Source organism: Polaromonas sp. DSP2-3-2b2 (assembly GCF_049895905.1).
In the GTDB taxonomy this organism is placed as follows: domain Bacteria; phylum Pseudomonadota; class Gammaproteobacteria; order Burkholderiales; family Burkholderiaceae_C; genus Polaromonas.
The window spans coordinates 1-15,440 of the sequence record NZ_JAFCTH010000017.1 but is presented as its reverse complement, the minus strand read 5'-3'; the positions used below and the strand labels follow the sequence as shown (position 1 = coordinate 15,440).

General features: G+C 65.2%; 9 protein-coding genes. 4 read left to right on the top strand and 5 right to left on the bottom strand.

The window, feature by feature from the left end; translation table 11 throughout:
* Nucleotides 1–12: 12 nt before the first annotated feature.
* Complete coding sequence (locus ACP7AD_RS13815; RefSeq protein ID WP_426148310.1) at nt 13–1,521, bottom strand: CHAD domain-containing protein; 1,509 nt, start codon at nt 1,519–1,521, stop codon at nt 13–15.
* A gap of 220 nt (nt 1,522–1,741) precedes the next feature.
* Nucleotides 1,742–2,800 carry a DMT family transporter gene (locus ACP7AD_RS13810; RefSeq protein ID WP_426148309.1) on the bottom strand — a complete coding sequence of 353 codons (1,059 nt, stop codon included), beginning with the start codon at nt 2,798–2,800 and terminating at the stop codon, nt 1,742–1,744.
* A 427-nt stretch (nt 2,801–3,227) separates the two neighbouring features.
* Here ACP7AD_RS13810 and ACP7AD_RS13805 point away from each other — a divergent pair, with 427 nt between their 5' ends.
* Nucleotides 3,228–5,588: a PAS domain-containing protein gene (locus ACP7AD_RS13805; RefSeq protein WP_426148308.1), complete on the top strand. Its 2,361-nt coding sequence runs from the start codon at nt 3,228–3,230 to the stop codon at nt 5,586–5,588.
* An 89-nt stretch (nt 5,589–5,677) separates the two neighbouring features.
* On the opposite strand, the gene ACP7AD_RS13800 is transcribed toward ACP7AD_RS13805, so the two are convergent.
* The 3 genes from ACP7AD_RS13800 to ACP7AD_RS13790 form a co-directional block, all read right to left on the bottom strand.
* Nucleotides 5,678–6,196 carry a flavin reductase family protein gene (locus tag ACP7AD_RS13800; RefSeq protein WP_426148307.1) on the bottom strand — a complete coding sequence of 173 codons (519 nt, stop codon included), beginning with the start codon at nt 6,194–6,196 and terminating at the stop codon, nt 5,678–5,680.
* A gap of 171 nt (nt 6,197–6,367) precedes the next feature.
* Nucleotides 6,368–6,664 (bottom strand): hypothetical protein, encoded by a 297-nt coding sequence (locus tag ACP7AD_RS13795; protein ID WP_426148306.1) that lies wholly within the window; start codon nt 6,662–6,664, stop codon nt 6,368–6,370.
* A 105-nt stretch (nt 6,665–6,769) separates the two neighbouring features.
* Nucleotides 6,770–8,137 (bottom strand): D-amino acid dehydrogenase, encoded by a 1,368-nt coding sequence (locus ACP7AD_RS13790; protein WP_426148305.1) that lies wholly within the window; start codon nt 8,135–8,137, stop codon nt 6,770–6,772.
* A gap of 109 nt (nt 8,138–8,246) precedes the next feature.
* Here ACP7AD_RS13790 and ACP7AD_RS13785 point away from each other — a divergent pair, with 109 nt between their 5' ends.
* The 3 genes from ACP7AD_RS13785 (at nt 8,247) to ACP7AD_RS13775 (ending at nt 14,699) form a co-directional block, all read left to right on the top strand.
* Nucleotides 8,247–9,161: a LysR family transcriptional regulator ArgP gene (locus ACP7AD_RS13785; protein WP_426148304.1), complete on the top strand. Its 915-nt coding sequence runs from the start codon at nt 8,247–8,249 to the stop codon at nt 9,159–9,161.
* Nucleotides 9,162–9,293: 132 nt separating this feature from the next.
* The gene (locus ACP7AD_RS13780; RefSeq protein ID WP_426148303.1) at nt 9,294–10,538 is read left to right on the top strand and encodes an ABC transporter substrate-binding protein; all 1,245 of its coding nucleotides are present in this window, start codon (nt 9,294–9,296) and stop codon (nt 10,536–10,538) included.
* Between the two features lie 111 nt (nt 10,539–10,649).
* Complete coding sequence (locus ACP7AD_RS13775) at nt 10,650–14,699, top strand: PAS domain S-box protein (RefSeq protein WP_426148302.1); 4,050 nt, start codon at nt 10,650–10,652, stop codon at nt 14,697–14,699.
* Nucleotides 14,700–15,440 lie beyond the last annotated feature (741 nt).

The window sequence follows — 15,440 nt, the reverse complement described above, 5'->3', positions numbered from 1 at the left end:
AGCAAAGCCGGCTCAGCGAGGCGCTTGCTGCCCAACGGCGACGCCACGCAGGAATTCGGCCAGTCCGGGGTCGATCTTCAGCCGGGCTACAAGCACGCCGGCCTGCTGCAGGTCGCGTGTGCTGCCGATGTCGGCTTGAAGTTTTTTCGCCTTCGCCAGCCAGCGTTGCGTGTGCCGCCTCGGCAGCAGCGGCTGCAGCGCCTCGATGGCGTAGCGCAGCCGCTTGGCCAGGATGCGGGCGCGGTGCAGGCTTTCGGGATGGGCGGTGTCGGCCAGTGCGCGCAACATGTTGCGGTGCAGCCGCTCCACGCGCTGCCGGGCCCAGCGGCGCAAGGGCCGCCTGTGCTCGCCGGCCTCGTGATCGGCCGGCCCTTGCTGCCTTGGCAGGTCTTCCAGCCATTGCGTGATGCCCAGCAGCGTGGCGCCCACGGCCGGCACTTCAAGCGCATGGGCAATGGCTTTGCGCTTGCGCCGGGCGGCGCCCGACAGGGTGTGCAGCATGGCCTGCCATTTTTGCGCCCGCTGCGCATTGCCCGCGCGGTAGGCGTCGGCCAGCGAAGGCAGGGTTTCGGTCCTGGCCACGTCGATGTCGCGCAGCTCGCCGATGAAGGCCAGCAGCGGCTGCAGCGCCTGCCAGTCGGGCAGCAGGTCGGCCGCCAGAGCAGGTTTGAACAGCCGCACGGCGCTTTTGAAGCGCCGCCAGCCGACCCGCGCCTGGTGCAGCACTTCCGGATCGTCGGACTGGGCCAGCAGCGCCAGGTTGCTGGTGAACTGGCAGAACATTTCCCGCAGCACCAACTGCGCGGCCAGCGGCAGCGTCATGCCCGCCGCCAGCGCCGGCGGTCGGGCGCGCAGCGGCTGCCCCAGGCGGTCCTGCAGCAGCGCGTAGCCGCGCTCGGATTTGCTGACGTTGAGCGGCAGCACCGCCACGCTGCGGGCCATCTGCTGCGCGAGCTCGAACAGCGCCGCCGGCTTTCCGGCCACGAGTTCGAGTTCCAGTTCGCACAGCGGCGCGCTTTTCTCGCCCGCCACGATCTGGCCGATGTCGAGCGATACCTCGACCACGCTGCCGCCGCGCTGGCGCACCGTCCACGAGGTACGTTCGAAGGCGGTGACCAGGCAGGGCGCCAGCGCATCGAAGCGGCTGCCGTCCGGGTCGAACTCGGGCCAGGGCGTCGCCTCCAGCGCTTCGCGCGACAGTTCGGCCCCGGCCAGCGGCACTTCCCATTCGCCGCGATGGCTCAGGGCCGAGTCGCTGCGCCCGCCCATCTTCAGCGTTTGCCGCCACTGCGGGCTGGTGCTGCTGCCCACGCGGCGCAGGCGCAGGGCCACCCGCTCTTCGTACAGGTCTTGGGCGGGCGTGTCGTAGTAGATGTTGTGCAAGGGCTGCTGCGTGGGCTTGCGGCGCGCCAGCAGCGGCGTGCGCGCAAGCCGGTGGGCCAGGCCGTGCGGGTCGGCGCTGGGCAAGGCCAGCTTGAGTTCGATTTCTTCCGGGCGCGGAACAGGGGCGGGTGATGTCATGGGGTTCCGGCTGCCAGTGCGGCGCGGGCAGGGTTTGCTGATTCCGCGGAATCGCACTGGATGGGCTTGGAATGTTGTGGCGGGGTTTGCATGGCAAAAGCGGACCTTACGGTAGCAAAAAAGCACCTGCACAAATGTAAGAAATTGACGTGCTGCAAAGGACAGTTCTGTTCATGGGTGAAAGGCGCTTGAGCTTGCCGTCGTGAAAAGCTTCACCATGTCAATGCGGATGCCGGTGGTGAATGTCCGGGTAATGCGCATGCGTATGCGCCAGCGGTTCATGCTGGTGCGGATGCGCATGCGGCGACGTGCCGTCCCAGCCAAAATCATGCGCATGCTGGTGGTGCGCGTCGTGCCGGTGCGGGTGGCTGTGCCACAGCGTTTCATGCGTGTGTTGATGCGCATGGCGCTCGCTCAGGTGCAGCCAGACGCCGAGCCCCATCAGCGCGGCCGCCGCCCAGAACAGCAGGCCCGGCATGTCGGGCCAGAGGGCCAGCGAAATCATCACGCCGAACAGTGGCGCCACCGAAAAGTAGGCGCCAGTGCGCGCGGTTCCCAGCGTCCTGAGCGCCACCACGAACAAGCTCAGGCTCAGCCCGTAGCCCAAAAAACCCACCAGGCCGGCATAGCCCAGCTGCGCCATGCCTGGCAAAGCCGCGCCGGCATACAGCGCGATGGCGGTGTTGGTCACGCCAGCGAGCAAGCCTTTCAGGCAGGCGACCAGCAGGGTGTCGTTGCTCGACACCCTGCGCGTCAGGTTGTTGTCCAGCGCCCAGCACAGGCAGGCGCCGGCGATCAGCAGGGCGCCGGGCGAAAAACTTGCGCCGCCCGGCTGCCACGACAGCAGCACGCCGCCGAGCGCGATGGCTGCCATGCCCAGGACGATGCGGCGGTCGGCGTTTTCGCGGAAGGCCAGCCAGGCCACGACCGCCGTCAGCACGCTTTCCAGGTTCAGCAGCAGCGACGCCGACGCAGCACTGGTTTGCGCCAGGCCCAGCATGAAAAGCGCAGGCGCCAGCATGCCGCCGGCCACGATGGCGCCGAGCAGCCAGGGCCGCTCGGCGCGTGAAATGTGCAGCCGGGTCACGGGCTGGCCGCCGTGGCGCTCGCGGATGCGCCGCAGGACCAGCAGCGCGCCCAGACCAAAACCGCTGCCCAGGTAGAGCAGGCCGGCCAGCAGCAGCGGCGGCATGTTCCCGGCCAGCAGCTTGGCCAGCGGCGTGCTGGCGCCGAACAGCAGCGCGGCGAGAAGGGCGGGAAGGGCAGAGCGAAGCGGCATGGCGCCTGCCTTTCAGGCCCGCAAGCCGTGGGTGTAAATTTGCGATGACATCCTGGCTTCAGGATTAGCAGCTTTTTCAGGGTCTTGTGTCATGCGGCGGACCGTCCGGTGTGGGAGATCAGACCAATGCGGGCACTGCACGCTTTTGATACCTTGGCCATGAATCTTTAGAATCCCTGGATTTTTGAAAATGAGAATTCTTTATGAACTGCGCTGCAGGTAAAGAATGGACGCAACTGATGCGCAAAAAGACACAATAACAGTGTAGGGATGAGCCTGAAATAACAGGTGAGCCGAGCAGAAATATTGCGTTAGCATTAGCATCTGCCTTGTCATTTTATTAATTTAATCAAAAAAATCAAATTTGTCTCATAAATCAAAAGCATTTCCCGGCTTTTTGAGGGATGGCGGAAGGGCGGGAGCTTTGATGCGCGGCCACGACTGGGCCGCCTCGCGGCTTGGTCCCCCGCAAGACTGGCCGCAGGCGCTCAAGACCGTTGCCGGTCTCATGCTGCGTTCCACAACGCCGGTGTTCGTGGCCTGGGGCCCTGAGCTGTGCATGCTGTACAACGACGCCTGCCTGGAAATCCTGGGACAAGGACATCCGGCGGCGCTGGGCCGGCCCTTGTACGAGGTGTGGCCCGAAGTGCGGCCGGACATTGAGCCGCTGGTCAACCAGACCCTTGCCGGCGAGTCTGTCCATCAAGAGAGCGCGCCTTTCCCGCTGCGCCGCAATGGCGCGGACGGTCAAGCCTGGTTCAGTTTTTCGTTTGCGCCTGTCGATGGTCCGGACGGCACGGTGGCCGGGCTGTACTGCGCGCTGGCGCAGACCACTGCCAAGGTGCTGGCGGAAAAAACCCGTCAAACCGAAACCCAATGGCTTTACAGCATGGTTGAACAGGCCCCCAGCTTCATGGCGGTGGTGCGCGAGCCTGGCCATGTCTATGAACTGGCCAACAGCGCTTACCTGCGGCTGGTCGGACGCGACGAGGTGGTCGGCAAGACCTTCCGGGACATCGGCCGCGAAGTGGCGGGCCAGGACTACGGCGCGCTGCTCGATGAGGTCTTTGCCAGCGGCAAACCCTTCATCGGCACCCGGATGCCGGTGATTTTTTCCCCGCATGCCAAGGGACCGCCGGAGCAGCGTTTCATCGATTTCATTTTTCAGCCCATCACCGGTCCCGACGGTGTCGTCAGCGGCGTTTTCATCGAAGGCAACGACGTCACCGAACATGCCCGCGCCGACGATGCGTTGCACCAAACCGCCCTCAAGTACCGCACGATCGCCAATGCCATACCGCAGATCGTCTGGAGCACGACGCCTGATGGCTGCCTGGACTACTGCAACCAGCAGTGGTATGACTACACCGGCGTTGCGCAGGGCGCCATCGACGGCAGGGCGTGGCGGGCGCTGTTTCATCCCGATGACTGGATGCTGGCGATGGAAAAATGGCACCACTGCCGCGCCACCGGCGAGTCCTACGAGATCGAACACCGCCTGCGCCACCACTCCGGCCAACACCGCTGGGTTCTGGGCCGAGCCCGGCCGGTGCGCGACGCGCAGGGCGTGATTGTTCGCTGGATCGGAACCTGCACCGACATCCATGAGCAAAAGCTGGCGCAGCAGGACCTGCAGCACGCGAGCCGGCTCAAGGACGAGTTTCTGGCCATGCTGGCCCATGAGCTCAGGAATCCGCTGGCGCCGATTGCGACCGCCGCCGACCTGCTGTCCCGGGGCTCGCTGGACGAAGCCAGCGTGTGGCAGCTCAGCGAAGTGATTTCGCGCCAGGCCAGGCACATGACCCGCCTGATCGACGACCTGCTCGACGTGTCCCGCGTCACCCGGGGCCAGGTGACGCTGGACCGGCAGCCGGTGGACCTGAAAACCATCGCCACCGAGGCGCTGGAGCAGCTTCGCCCCTTGCTTGAAGCCAAGGCGCACCAGCTGGACATCCACCTGTCGCCCGAACGCACCCAGGTGATGGGCGACCGGCCGCGGCTGGTCCAGGTGCTGGTCAACGTGCTGGGCAATGCCATCCGGTACACGCCCAACGGCGGCCGGATCGACCTGCGGATGCTGGCCGACGACGGCCACCTGACGCTGCGCGTGCGCGACAACGGCATAGGCATGTCCAGCGAACTGCTGGAAGTCGCCTTCGAGCTGTTCACCCAGGGCGAAAGAAGCTCCGACCGTTCCCAGGGCGGGCTGGGCATCGGCCTGGCGCTGGTCCGCAGCCTGGTGCAACTGCACGGCGGCACCGTCAAGGTGCAAAGCGCCGGAATCGGCATGGGCAGCGAAGTGACCGTGGTGCTGCCGCGCCTGAAGCACGATGACGCGCAGTGCCGCATCGAGGCGAGCGATGCGGATTCCCGCCCCGCAGGCAATTCGCTGCGTGTCCTGGTGGTCGATGACAACGCCGATGCGGCGCGCCTGCTGGGAATGTTCGTCGAACTGCTCGGGCATGAAGTGTTTGTGCAGTTCCATCCCCTTGATGCGATCGAATGCGCGCGCCGGGTCTTGCCGCACCTGTGCCTGCTCGACATCGGCCTGCCCGACATGGATGGCTACACGCTGGCGCGCCAGCTGCGCCTGATTACGGGCATGCAGACGGCGGTCATGGCGGCGGTGACCGGCTACAGCCAGCCCAGGGACAAGCAGGCCGCCTTTGCCGCAGGCTTCAATTTTCATTTTGCCAAGCCCGTCGATTCGCGCAAGCTGGAGACCTGGCTGGCGCAAGTCGCCGAGCAGGCCAGGCGACAGGCGCAGCCGGTCATCATGCAGGCTTGAGCGGGCCTTGCCAGCGGCTTCGACTCGATCAGGCGGCGGCGCGCGGTCTGCGCTTGACCAGCAGGTCGCCGCCCGCCGGCAGGGCTGGCTTAGAGTGGATGCTCGGTGTAGAACCTGCCGCCGTGAAACAGCAGCGGCGCGGCGCCGGCCTGGTGGCTGCAGCGCTCTACTTCGCCGACAAAGATCACGTGGTCGCCTTCCTCGTAGCGGCTGCGGTTGAAGCATTCGAAGGTGGCGGCCGATCCGGTCAGCAAGGGCGCGCCGCTCAGGCCTTCGGTGAACGCCACGTCCGCCCAGCGGTCCTCGCGCCGGCTGGCAAAGCGCTCGGCCAGTTCTTTCTGGTCGGCGGACAGGATGTTGACGGCGTAGTGCGATCCGGTGCTCAGCGCGGCCATCGAGCTGGCGCCCTGCGACAGGCTCCAGAGCACCAGCGGCGGGTCGAGCGACACCGAGTTGAAGGAATTGGCGGTCAGGCCGACCAGCACGCCGGCTGGCGTGCGTGCGGTGACGATGGTCACGCCGGTGGCGAACATCGCCAGCGAGGCGCGGAATTCCCGGGGCGAAAAGCTCGGGCTGCGCGCTTGGCGAAGGGGGGAGAGGGGCAACATAGGGCGCTAATTTAACTGAAGCCACCGGCACGCGCCGGCTTCGGGGCTTGCGCCGCTCGCTTACGCAGGACGAAAACAGCGTTTGGTTGGCGTTAAATGCTATGAAATAAATAGCTAAATACGTTTGCTGGACATGCGCAAAAGCCGATTTTTGCTTGAGAACGTAAAGGCTCAGAGCTTCTTGTAGGTCTGGTCCATCTCGGCCGCCTTGCTGGTGTCCTTGCGGCCGTCCTTGACATCTTTCGCCGCCTGCTCGATGAGCGGGTCGGGCTGGCTGCTGGTCATATCAAGCGCCTGGTCCCGGTCGCTTGGCAACTCCAGCTTGTCCTGGGCCGAGCCGTCCTTCGGATCGGGCTGCTTGCCGGCCATCGGCGCTTGCGCTTGCGCGTCTTTGGCTGGCATGCCCTTGCCGGCGGCGGGCTGGTCAGGGGTGTTTTCAGGTGAAGTGATGGATTTTTGAGTGGTCATCTTTGCACTGTCGCCGTCTTTGGCCTTCCCGGCTGTCAGCTTGAAAAAGCATTGGCTGTAGGAAAAGATGCCCCTGCGGGCGCTGCCGGGCCGCAGGCAACAGGCTCAGGCGGCGGACAGCCCGGGCTGGCGGCGGCCGTGGTCGAATCCAAGAAAGTCGAAGGCCATCGCCGGCGCCTTGCCGCTGATCAGTTCGGCCATGGCCTTGCCCGATCCGGCGCCGTGCGTCCAGCCCAGCGTGCCGTGGCCGGCGTTGACCCACAGACGGCCGACCCTGGTTTTGCCGATGTAGGGAATGTTGGTCGGCGTGGCCGGGCGCAGACCGGTCCAGAACTGCGGCGTGCCGCCTTCTTCTTCCAGCCGCGTGTCGCACACGCCGGGGAAGACCTGTTCGATGCGGCGGGCCAGCATGCGGCACCTGGCCTTGGCCAGCGGCGTGTCCAATGACAGGTCGTAGCCGCCGACCTCGATGGTGCCGGCCACGCGCAACTCGTTGCCGAGCCGGCTGATGGCGCACTTGACCTCGTCGTCAATCGTGCTGACGAAGGGCGCCAGTTCGGGCTTGAGCAGCCTGAAGGTGGCGCTGTAGCCCTTGCCCGGGTAGATCGGCAAGTCCACCCCCACGCTGCGCAGCAGCGGCGCGCTGTAGGAACCGCAGGCCACCACCACCGCATCGGCCTTCAGTTGCGTCGTGGGCTTGAGTTGAGCATCTTTTAGCCCTTTCGCGCCTGTTCCACGGGCGCGTATAGCTATTGATTCAATAGCATTGCCGGTTTTTTCCAGCCGCAGCACGTCATGGTTGTACAAAAATTGCACGCCGCGTTCGGCGCAGCGCCGGGCTAGACCCTGGGTGAACACCCGGGCGTCGCCGCTTTCGTCGCTGGCGGTGTAGGTGCCGCCGACGATGTGCCCGGCAAAGGCGCCGAGGGCTGGCTCGATCTTCAGCAGTTCGGCGGTGCTCACGACCCGGCGCGCCACGCCGTACTTGCGCATCAGCGCGGCCGCGTCGCCGGCGGTGTCTAACGATTTCTGCTCGGTGTAGTAGTGGGCTATGCCGCGCTCCAAGCGGTGGTAGTCGATGCCGGTGGCCTGCACCACGTCTTTCAGCGCGGCGTGGCTGTAGGCGCCCAGGGCGACGAGCTGCTGCACATTGCGCTCGAAGGCGGCATCGTTGCACTGCGCCAAAAACTGCAGGCCCCAGCGCCATTGCCGCCAGCCCTCGCCAAACGGCGATTGCGGCCTGAACAGCAGCGGCGCATCGTCGCGGAACATCCATTTGAGCGCCTTCAGCGGCGCGTCGCGGTTGGCCCAGGGCTCGCAGTAGCTGACGGAAATCTGCGCGGCATTGGCAAAGCTGGTTTCCAGCGCGGCATCCGGCTGGCGGTCGACCACGGTGACCTCGTGCCCGCGCTGCAGCAGATGCCAGGCGGTGCTCACGCCGATGATGCCTGCGCCCAAAACCACAACGTTCATGCCGTTCCCCTTGTGCAAAGCGCAAGTGTGCAGGAGCTTGGCGCTGGATAACAGTCGAATTAAACTGTCAGCTAAATCATCAGGCTACCTAATACTGAAAGCCTTCCCAATGAGCACTTTTGACCCGGATGCGCTGGAATGCCTGGCGGCCATCGTGGAAGAGGGCGGCTTTGAACGCGCCGCGCGGCGCCTGTCAATCACCCAGTCGGCGGTGTCGCAGCGGCTGCGCGCGCTGGAGGCGCAGGTCGGCACGGTGCTGATCGTGCGCAGCCGCCCGCTCAAGGCCACCTCGGCCGGGCAATTGCTGCTTAAGCACACGCGCATGCTGCGCCTGCTTCGCGCCGACCTGGAGCGCGACCTGAAGGAGCTGGCGCCCAGCTCGCTGCGCGGCGCGCGCGAGGAAGAGCGCATATCCATTGCCATCAATGCCGACAGCATCGCCACCTGGGCGCTGCCGGCGCTGACCGCTCTGGCGCAGTCGGGCCTGCCGATGGAAATCGTCACCGACGACCAGGACTTCACGCATGAATGGCTGCGCCAGGGCCAGGTGCTGGGCTGCGTCACCACGGTCAAACAGGCGCTGCGCGGCTGCAAGGTGGTGTCGCTCGGCGCGATGGAATATGTCGCCGTCGCCACGCCCGCGCTGGCGCAGGAGCGTCTGGGCTTTGATGCGCTGACGGCGCACAATTTCCGCGACATTGCCTTCGTCGCCTTCAACCGCAAGGACGACATGCAGAGCGAATTCGTCGGCAAGGCCTTCGGGCTCAAGCGCGTCATGCTCAACCAGTTGTTCGTGCCCTCGTCCGAAGGCCAGGTGCGCGCCGTGCTGGCCGGCTGGGGCGCCAGCGTGCTGCCGCGCCTGCTTGCGCAACCCCTGCTGGAGCAGGGCCTGCTGGTCAACCTGGTGCCTTCCTGCGTGCTGCCGATCCAGCTTTACTGGCATTGCTGGAACCTGGAGTCCGAAGTGCTTGATGCCTTGAGCTGCGCGCTGACCCGGTCGGCTGAGGCAGCGCTGGCCGCCTGAATTTTGGTGCATCCGGCCAAAAGGCTGCAGCTGAAAACCATTTTGACAACCGTTTGTTTCACGGCGGGCTGAAACTTGGGGTCTGAATACAAGCTGTTTCATATACTCGGGTAACCCCCCAGGAGAAATTCGATGCTTTCTTTGCGCTCTGCCGGCCTGCGCGCCGTGACCGGAATTGCAGCGGCCCTTGCGGCCGCGCTGACCATTTCGCTGCCAGCCGTCGCGCAGGGCGATCCGGCGGCGGGCGCAGCTGCCCATACGCTGAAGATCGGCGTTATCGGTCCGTTCACCGGCGGCTCGGCGGACTTCGGCGTGCCGATGCTCAATGGCATTTCGCAGGCCGTCGATGAAATCAATGCCGTCGGCGGCTACCTGGGCCGCAAGATCGAGATCGTTCTCAAGGACGACCAGGCCAATCCCGACACCGGCCTGAAGCTGTCGCAGGAACTGGTCGCTGAAAAGGTCGTGGCAACCATTGGTTTTTGCAACACCGGCGTCGCCGCCAAGTCGCTGGAGGTGTACCAGACGAGCCAGTTGCCGCTGATCATCCCGTGCGCCACCGGCAAGCCGCTCACCGCCAAATACCCCGCGCCCGACAGCTACATCTTCCGCACCTCGCCCAGCGACGCCATCCAGGCGCCCTTTGTGGTCGAAGACATCGTCAAGCGCGGCTGGGACAAAGTGGCTATTTTTGCCGACACCACCGGTTACGGCGAGGCCGGCCTGAAGGATGTCGAGGCCGCACTGGCCGCCAAAAAGCTCAAGCCGGTGCATGTCGCCCGGTTCGCGCTGGGGGTCAAGGACCTGGGCGAGGAACTCAAGGCCGCCAGGGCGGCCGGCGCCAACGTGGTCTTCAGCTACACCGTCGGCCCCGAAAATGCGGTGATTGCCCGTGGCCGCCAGTCGCTGGGCTGGAAGGTGCCGCAGGTCGGCGCCTGGACGCTGTCGTTTCCCTTCTTCATCGACGGTGCGAAAGATGCCGCCGAGGGCGCGCTGATGGCCCAGACCTTCATCGCCGAGCCCAGCAATGAGCGCCGGGCGTCGTTCCTGACCGGCTATGCGCGCAAGTACAAGGTCAAGAAGATCCCGGTCCCGATGGCCGCAGCGCAAGGTTATGACGCGGTGTACGTGCTGATCCATTCGCTGTTCGGCATCAGGGGCGGCAAGCTCACCGGCCCGGCCATCAAGACCGCGCTGGAAAGCCGCAACCGCACCTACTACGGCGTCACCGCCACCTACGAGCAGCCCTTCAGCAAGCAGGACAAGGATGCGACCACACAAAACATGCTGGTGATGGGCATGGTCAAAAATGGCGCGGTGACCTTTGCCTATCCCGAAGACGCCAAGCGCAACCTGTTTGTGCAGCGCAAACAGTAAACCCAGGGCGCCTGTCCGAACTTTGCCACGCGCTTCGTACAGGCGTTCGCCCGACCCCATGTCCGCATCACGCTTCGCACATTCCCCATTGATCCCGCCCGGAAATTCCCGATGTTGAGCCGGCTTGGTCTTCGTTCCCGCCTGGTCCTGCTCGTGCTGGCCGGGCTGGTGCCGGTCTTTGGCCTGTTCGCCTGGTCGGCGACTAAAAACCAGCAGACCGTGCTGGCACTGGCCCAGGCCGGCCTGCAGTCCGATGCGCTGCTGGCGGCGGCGCACCAGCAGCGCCTGGTGGAACGGGCCGCCCAGCTGCTGGGCGACATTGCCAGCGGCCCTTCCATCAAGGACACGCGAAATCGCCTGTGCGAGCAGTACCTGAAAAACCTGCAGGCGCAGGACATGGCGTATGCCAACCTGGGCGTTGTCGACCTGAACGGCAGGCTGTCGTGCCATGCCGCCAGTCCGGTCGCCAATATAGATATCGGCGACCGGGCCTTTTTTACCCAGGCGCTCGAACAGCGGGCATTTTCAGTCGGCGACTATGCGGTTTCGCGGTCCACGGGCCGGCCCGGCGTGGCCTTCGGCATGCCGGTGTACAGCAACGACGGCGTTCTCAACGGCGTGGCCTTTGCCGCCGTGGATGTCACGAGGTTTGCCGATGTCTTGGCAGCGGAAAAAATCCCGGATGGTGCGCAGCTGCGGGTGATCGACCGCCAGGGCACGGTCCTGGCATCCCATCCGGCCGCCGGCCTGGCCGGCAGCCAGGAGCGCGATCCGGTGGTGCTGGGCGCGGCCCGGTTGTGGCAGCCGGGCGTGGGACAGGCTACCGATAGCCGCGGCGTCGAGCAGGTGTACGCCTATGCCCCGGTCGGCGCCACCAAGGGCGGGCTGTTCGTGGCCATCAGCGTGCCGTGCAGTGTCCTGGTCGCCACGCCGCGCACCCTGCTGATGGCTGATTTGGCCGCCCTGCTGGCCATGGCCGCTTTAGGCATGGCCAGCGCCTGGGCGATGGGCCGGCGCCTGGTGGTCGATCCGGCCAATGCCATCCTGAAGGAAGCCAACGAAATCGCCCGGGGCAATTTTCTGGCGCGCGTCAGCCTGGGCCTTTCGCACCACAACGAGATCGGCCGACTGGCGCTGGCCTTCAACCGCATGGCCGCTTACCTGCAGGCGCAGCGCAGCGCACTCGATGCCGCCCTGCGCAAGGGCGATGGCGAGCGCGCCATGCTCGACCTGATCCTGAACAGCATGAGCGAAGGCGTGATCGCCATTGACATGCAAGGCCGTTTCCTGCTGTTCAACCAGACCGCGCGCAAGCTCTTCCCCGCGCCCGGCGAAGAGGTCTTGTTCAGCGACTGGCGGCAGGGCAACCCGCTCAAGTCGCTCGATGGCGCCAGCCTGCTTTCGGACGAACCCTTGTCGCAGACCCTGGCAGGCGCCAGCATCGACAAACGGGACCTGCTGCTCTCCCGGCCGGGCACGCACGACCGTATCCTGCGCATGAGCACCCATCCGCTGCTGGACGCCGAGCGCCGGCAGGTCGGCGCACTTTTGGTGTTCGTCGATGTCACCGATGCCAAGGCCGCGGAAAGCTTCGCCCTGGCCCAGGAAGAAGTGCTGGTTTTGATCGCCGGCGGCGCGCCCGTGCGCGAGTCGATCGAGGCCATCCTCCGGCTGATCGAAAGCAGCGCGCCTGACAGCCTGTGTTCCATGCTGATGGCGCAGGGCGGGCAGCTGCGCCAGGCCATTGCGCCCGGCCTGCCGCCAGCCTTCGTGCAAGCCACCGACGGCCTGAGGATCGCCGAAGGCATGGGCGCCTGCGGAACCGCGGCCTTTCGCCGCGAAAGCGTGATCGTCGAAGACGCTCGGTGCGACCCGCTGATGCACGATTTTCGGGAACTGCTGGCCACTCACGGACTGCTGGCCTGCTGGAGCACGCCGGTCGTGGCGACGGACGGCGAAGTGCTGGCCACCTTTGCCATTTACCGCCGCACGCCCGGCAGGCCGCAGCCTGCCGACCAGCTGCTGATCGACGCGGCCATCCGGCTGGCGCGGCTGGCGCTGGAGCACGCACGCGCCGAGCAAGCGCTGGTCAACAGCGAGGCGCGCTTTCGCGAACTGGCCGAAAACGTCGAGGATGTGTTCTACAACGTCGATGCCCACCAGGGCCGGGTGCGCTATGTCAGCCCGGGCTATGAAAAGGTCTGGGGCCGCAGCTGCGAGAGCCTGTACGCCGTGCCGGGCTCCCAGGCCGATGCCGTCCTGCCCGAGGACCTGCCGGTGCTGGCGCTGGCCAATGCGCTCAATGCAGCCGGAAAAAATTCCCGGGTGGAATACCGCATTCGTTCGGCGGATGGCCGGATCCGCTGGCTGCGCGACCGCTCCTACCCGGTGTTCAGCGATGCGGGCGAACTCGAGCGTGTGGTGGGCACCATACGCGACATCACCGCCAGCAAGCTGGCCGAAATGGCGCTGGCCACCACCCACCGGGCATTGGAGATGCTGAGCCGTTCGAGCATGGCCATCAACCGGATTCATGACGAAGCCGCCTTGCTGGCCGAGGTGTGCCGCGTGGCGGTGGAGGTCGGCGGCTACCGCATGGCCTGGGTGGGTTACGCCCACCACGACGAGGAAAAAAGCATCCAGCCCGTGGCCCATGCGGGCCAGGAACTGGGCTACCTGGATGCCATCACCCTGTGCTGGCGCGATGACCGTCCGCAAGGGCGGGGGGCGGCGGGCCGGGCCGTGCGCACCGGGCTGCCGCAGCAAATCGAGGACATCAGCCAGCAGTGCAGCGAATTTCACTGGCGTGATGCGGCGATGCAGCGGGGTTATTTCAGCACCCTCGCCTTGCCTTTGTGCAGCGACGGGCACAGTTTTGGCGTGCTGTGCCTGTATGCCGGCCAGCTTCAGCGGTTTTCCCCCGAAGAGATCCAGCTGTTGCAGGAGCTGGCCGACAACCTGGCCTTTGGCATCGTCAGCCTGCGTTCCCGGCTGGAGCAGTTGCGCAGCCAGGAGGCCGAACGCCGGACGGCGGTGCGGCTGCATGAGCAGGCTTCGCTGATCGACCTGGCGCCGGGCGCCATCGTGGTGCGCAACCTGGACCTGAGCATCCGCTTCTGGAGCAAAGGCGCAGAGCGCCTCTATGGCTGGCCGGCGGAACAGGTGCTGGGCATGACCATGCAGACGCTGCTATACCGCGACCCGCAGGTGCTGACTGCCGTCATTGAGCAGATCAAGGCGGCCAAGGGCGACTGGACCGGCGAGCTGGAGCAGGTTGCCAGCGACGGCTCGCCGGTGTATGTCGAGATGCGCGGCACCGTGGTGCGCGATGAAAACGGGCAGGTCAATGGCGTGATGATCGTCAACACCGACATTCGCGAGCGCCGCCAGGCACGTGCCGACATCCTGCTGCTCAATTCCAGCCTCGAAGATCGCGTGCAGCAGCGCACGGCGCAACTGAAGTTTGCCAACGAGCAGCTGGAGGCGTTTTCCTATTCGGTCTCGCATGACCTGCGCAGCCCGCTGAGCAGCATCAACGGATTCAGCAACCTGCTGGCCAAGTCAATTGCCAGCCAGGGCACGACGCCGCCGACCGAGCGCAACCAGCATTACCTCGCGCGCATTCGCGCCGGTGCCCAACAGATGGGCGAGCTGATCGATGCTATGTTGTCGCTGGCCCAGGTGTCGCGCTCCAGCCTGGCCTGGGAAACGGTTGACCTGAGCGCCACTGCCGAGGCGCTGCTGTCTGCCCTGCAGGAGCGCGAGCCAAACCGGGCAACCCGCCTGGAGGTCCAGCCCGGCCTGATGGTGCGGGGCGACTCGCGCCTGCTCAGGCAGGTGCTTTGCAACCTGCTCGGCAATGCCTGGAAGTTCAGCGCCGGCAAGGCCCGTACCTGCATCGCGCTGGGCCGGATGGCCGGCCCAGAGGGCGAGGAGGTGTTTTTCGTCCGGGACAACGGCGCCGGCTTTGACATGGCGTATGCCCCCAAGCTGTTTGGCGCTTTTCAGCGCCTGCATACCGCCGCTGAATTTGCCGGCACCGGGATCGGCCTGGCGACGGTGCAGCGGATCGTTGCGCGCCATGGTGGCAGGGTCTGGGCCGATTCGGTGCAAGGCGAAGGCGCCACGTTCTATTTCACCCTGGGCGCTGCGGCCGCTTGAGCAGGGAAAGCTGCTTTCCAAGCGAAGCTTTCGTAGCTACTTACCTTGCCGCAGGTCAACGGCTTTGTCGGTCCTTGGCGTTGCCCTTGCTTGGCATGGCGCAGGGTTGCGGTCTCTTTTTCCTGCTTTTCTTGGGTTTTTTGGTGTGGAGCGCCTTCCCGGCGGAGGGTAACTTTCTTTTCTGGCAAAAAAGAAAGTCACCAAAGAAAGTTGCCCTGGGGTCGGGAGCGGGTTAGAGCTGAGCGCTCTGACGGGCCATCGCTGCGCTGGGCCCTTGGGTACCTGATCGGTGGCTGGCGACGATGCCGAAAGCTTGCTGGTTCTACCCTTCGTTCGCCAACAGCTTCACGCTCTGCTTGATCTGGTTGGCTTGCGCTGCGCGCGTCGCTTTTTATTGTTTCTTTTTGCTGGAGGCTGGCAGGGGTTGGCCGCCAGTGATTGCGGGACAGCAATCGTCTTTTTATCAATCGCCTTCAGTCTGCCTGCTCAACCAAGAAAAAAAACGCAAGAAACTGCCAGCAGTGTTTAAAGCACAGCAGAAACGATCAAGCAGAGCGTGAAGCTGTTGGCGAACGAGCGGTCGAACCAGCCAGTGACAGGCATTGGCCACTAGCCGTTGATCAAGGAACCCAGGGCCGCGCGAAGCGATGGCCCGATAGAGCGCTCAGCTCTAACCCGCTCCCAAGGCAACTTTCTTTCGTGAGTTTCTTTTTTGCCAGAAAAGAAAGTTACCCCCCGCCG

Bases quoted from the DNA above. Each gene is read 5' to 3' on its own strand.
- ACP7AD_RS13815 (WP_426148310.1), bottom strand. From the start codon at position 1,521: ATGACATCACCCGCCCCTGTTCCGCGCCCGGAAGAAATCGAACTCAAG.
- ACP7AD_RS13810 (WP_426148309.1), bottom strand. From the start codon at position 2,800: ATGCCGCTTCGCTCTGCCCTTCCCGCCCTTCTCGCCGCGCTGCTGTTC.
- ACP7AD_RS13805 (WP_426148308.1), top strand. From the start codon at position 3,228: ATGCGCGGCCACGACTGGGCCGCCTCGCGGCTTGGTCCCCCGCAAGAC.
- ACP7AD_RS13800 (WP_426148307.1), bottom strand. From the start codon at position 6,196: ATGTTGCCCCTCTCCCCCCTTCGCCAAGCGCGCAGCCCGAGCTTTTCG.
- ACP7AD_RS13795 (WP_426148306.1), bottom strand. From the start codon at position 6,664: ATGACCACTCAAAAATCCATCACTTCACCTGAAAACACCCCTGACCAG.
- ACP7AD_RS13790 (WP_426148305.1), bottom strand. From the start codon at position 8,137: ATGAACGTTGTGGTTTTGGGCGCAGGCATCATCGGCGTGAGCACCGCC.
- ACP7AD_RS13785 (WP_426148304.1), top strand. From the start codon at position 8,247: ATGAGCACTTTTGACCCGGATGCGCTGGAATGCCTGGCGGCCATCGTG.
- ACP7AD_RS13780 (WP_426148303.1), top strand. From the start codon at position 9,294: ATGCTTTCTTTGCGCTCTGCCGGCCTGCGCGCCGTGACCGGAATTGCA.
- ACP7AD_RS13775 (WP_426148302.1), top strand. From the start codon at position 10,650: ATGTTGAGCCGGCTTGGTCTTCGTTCCCGCCTGGTCCTGCTCGTGCTG.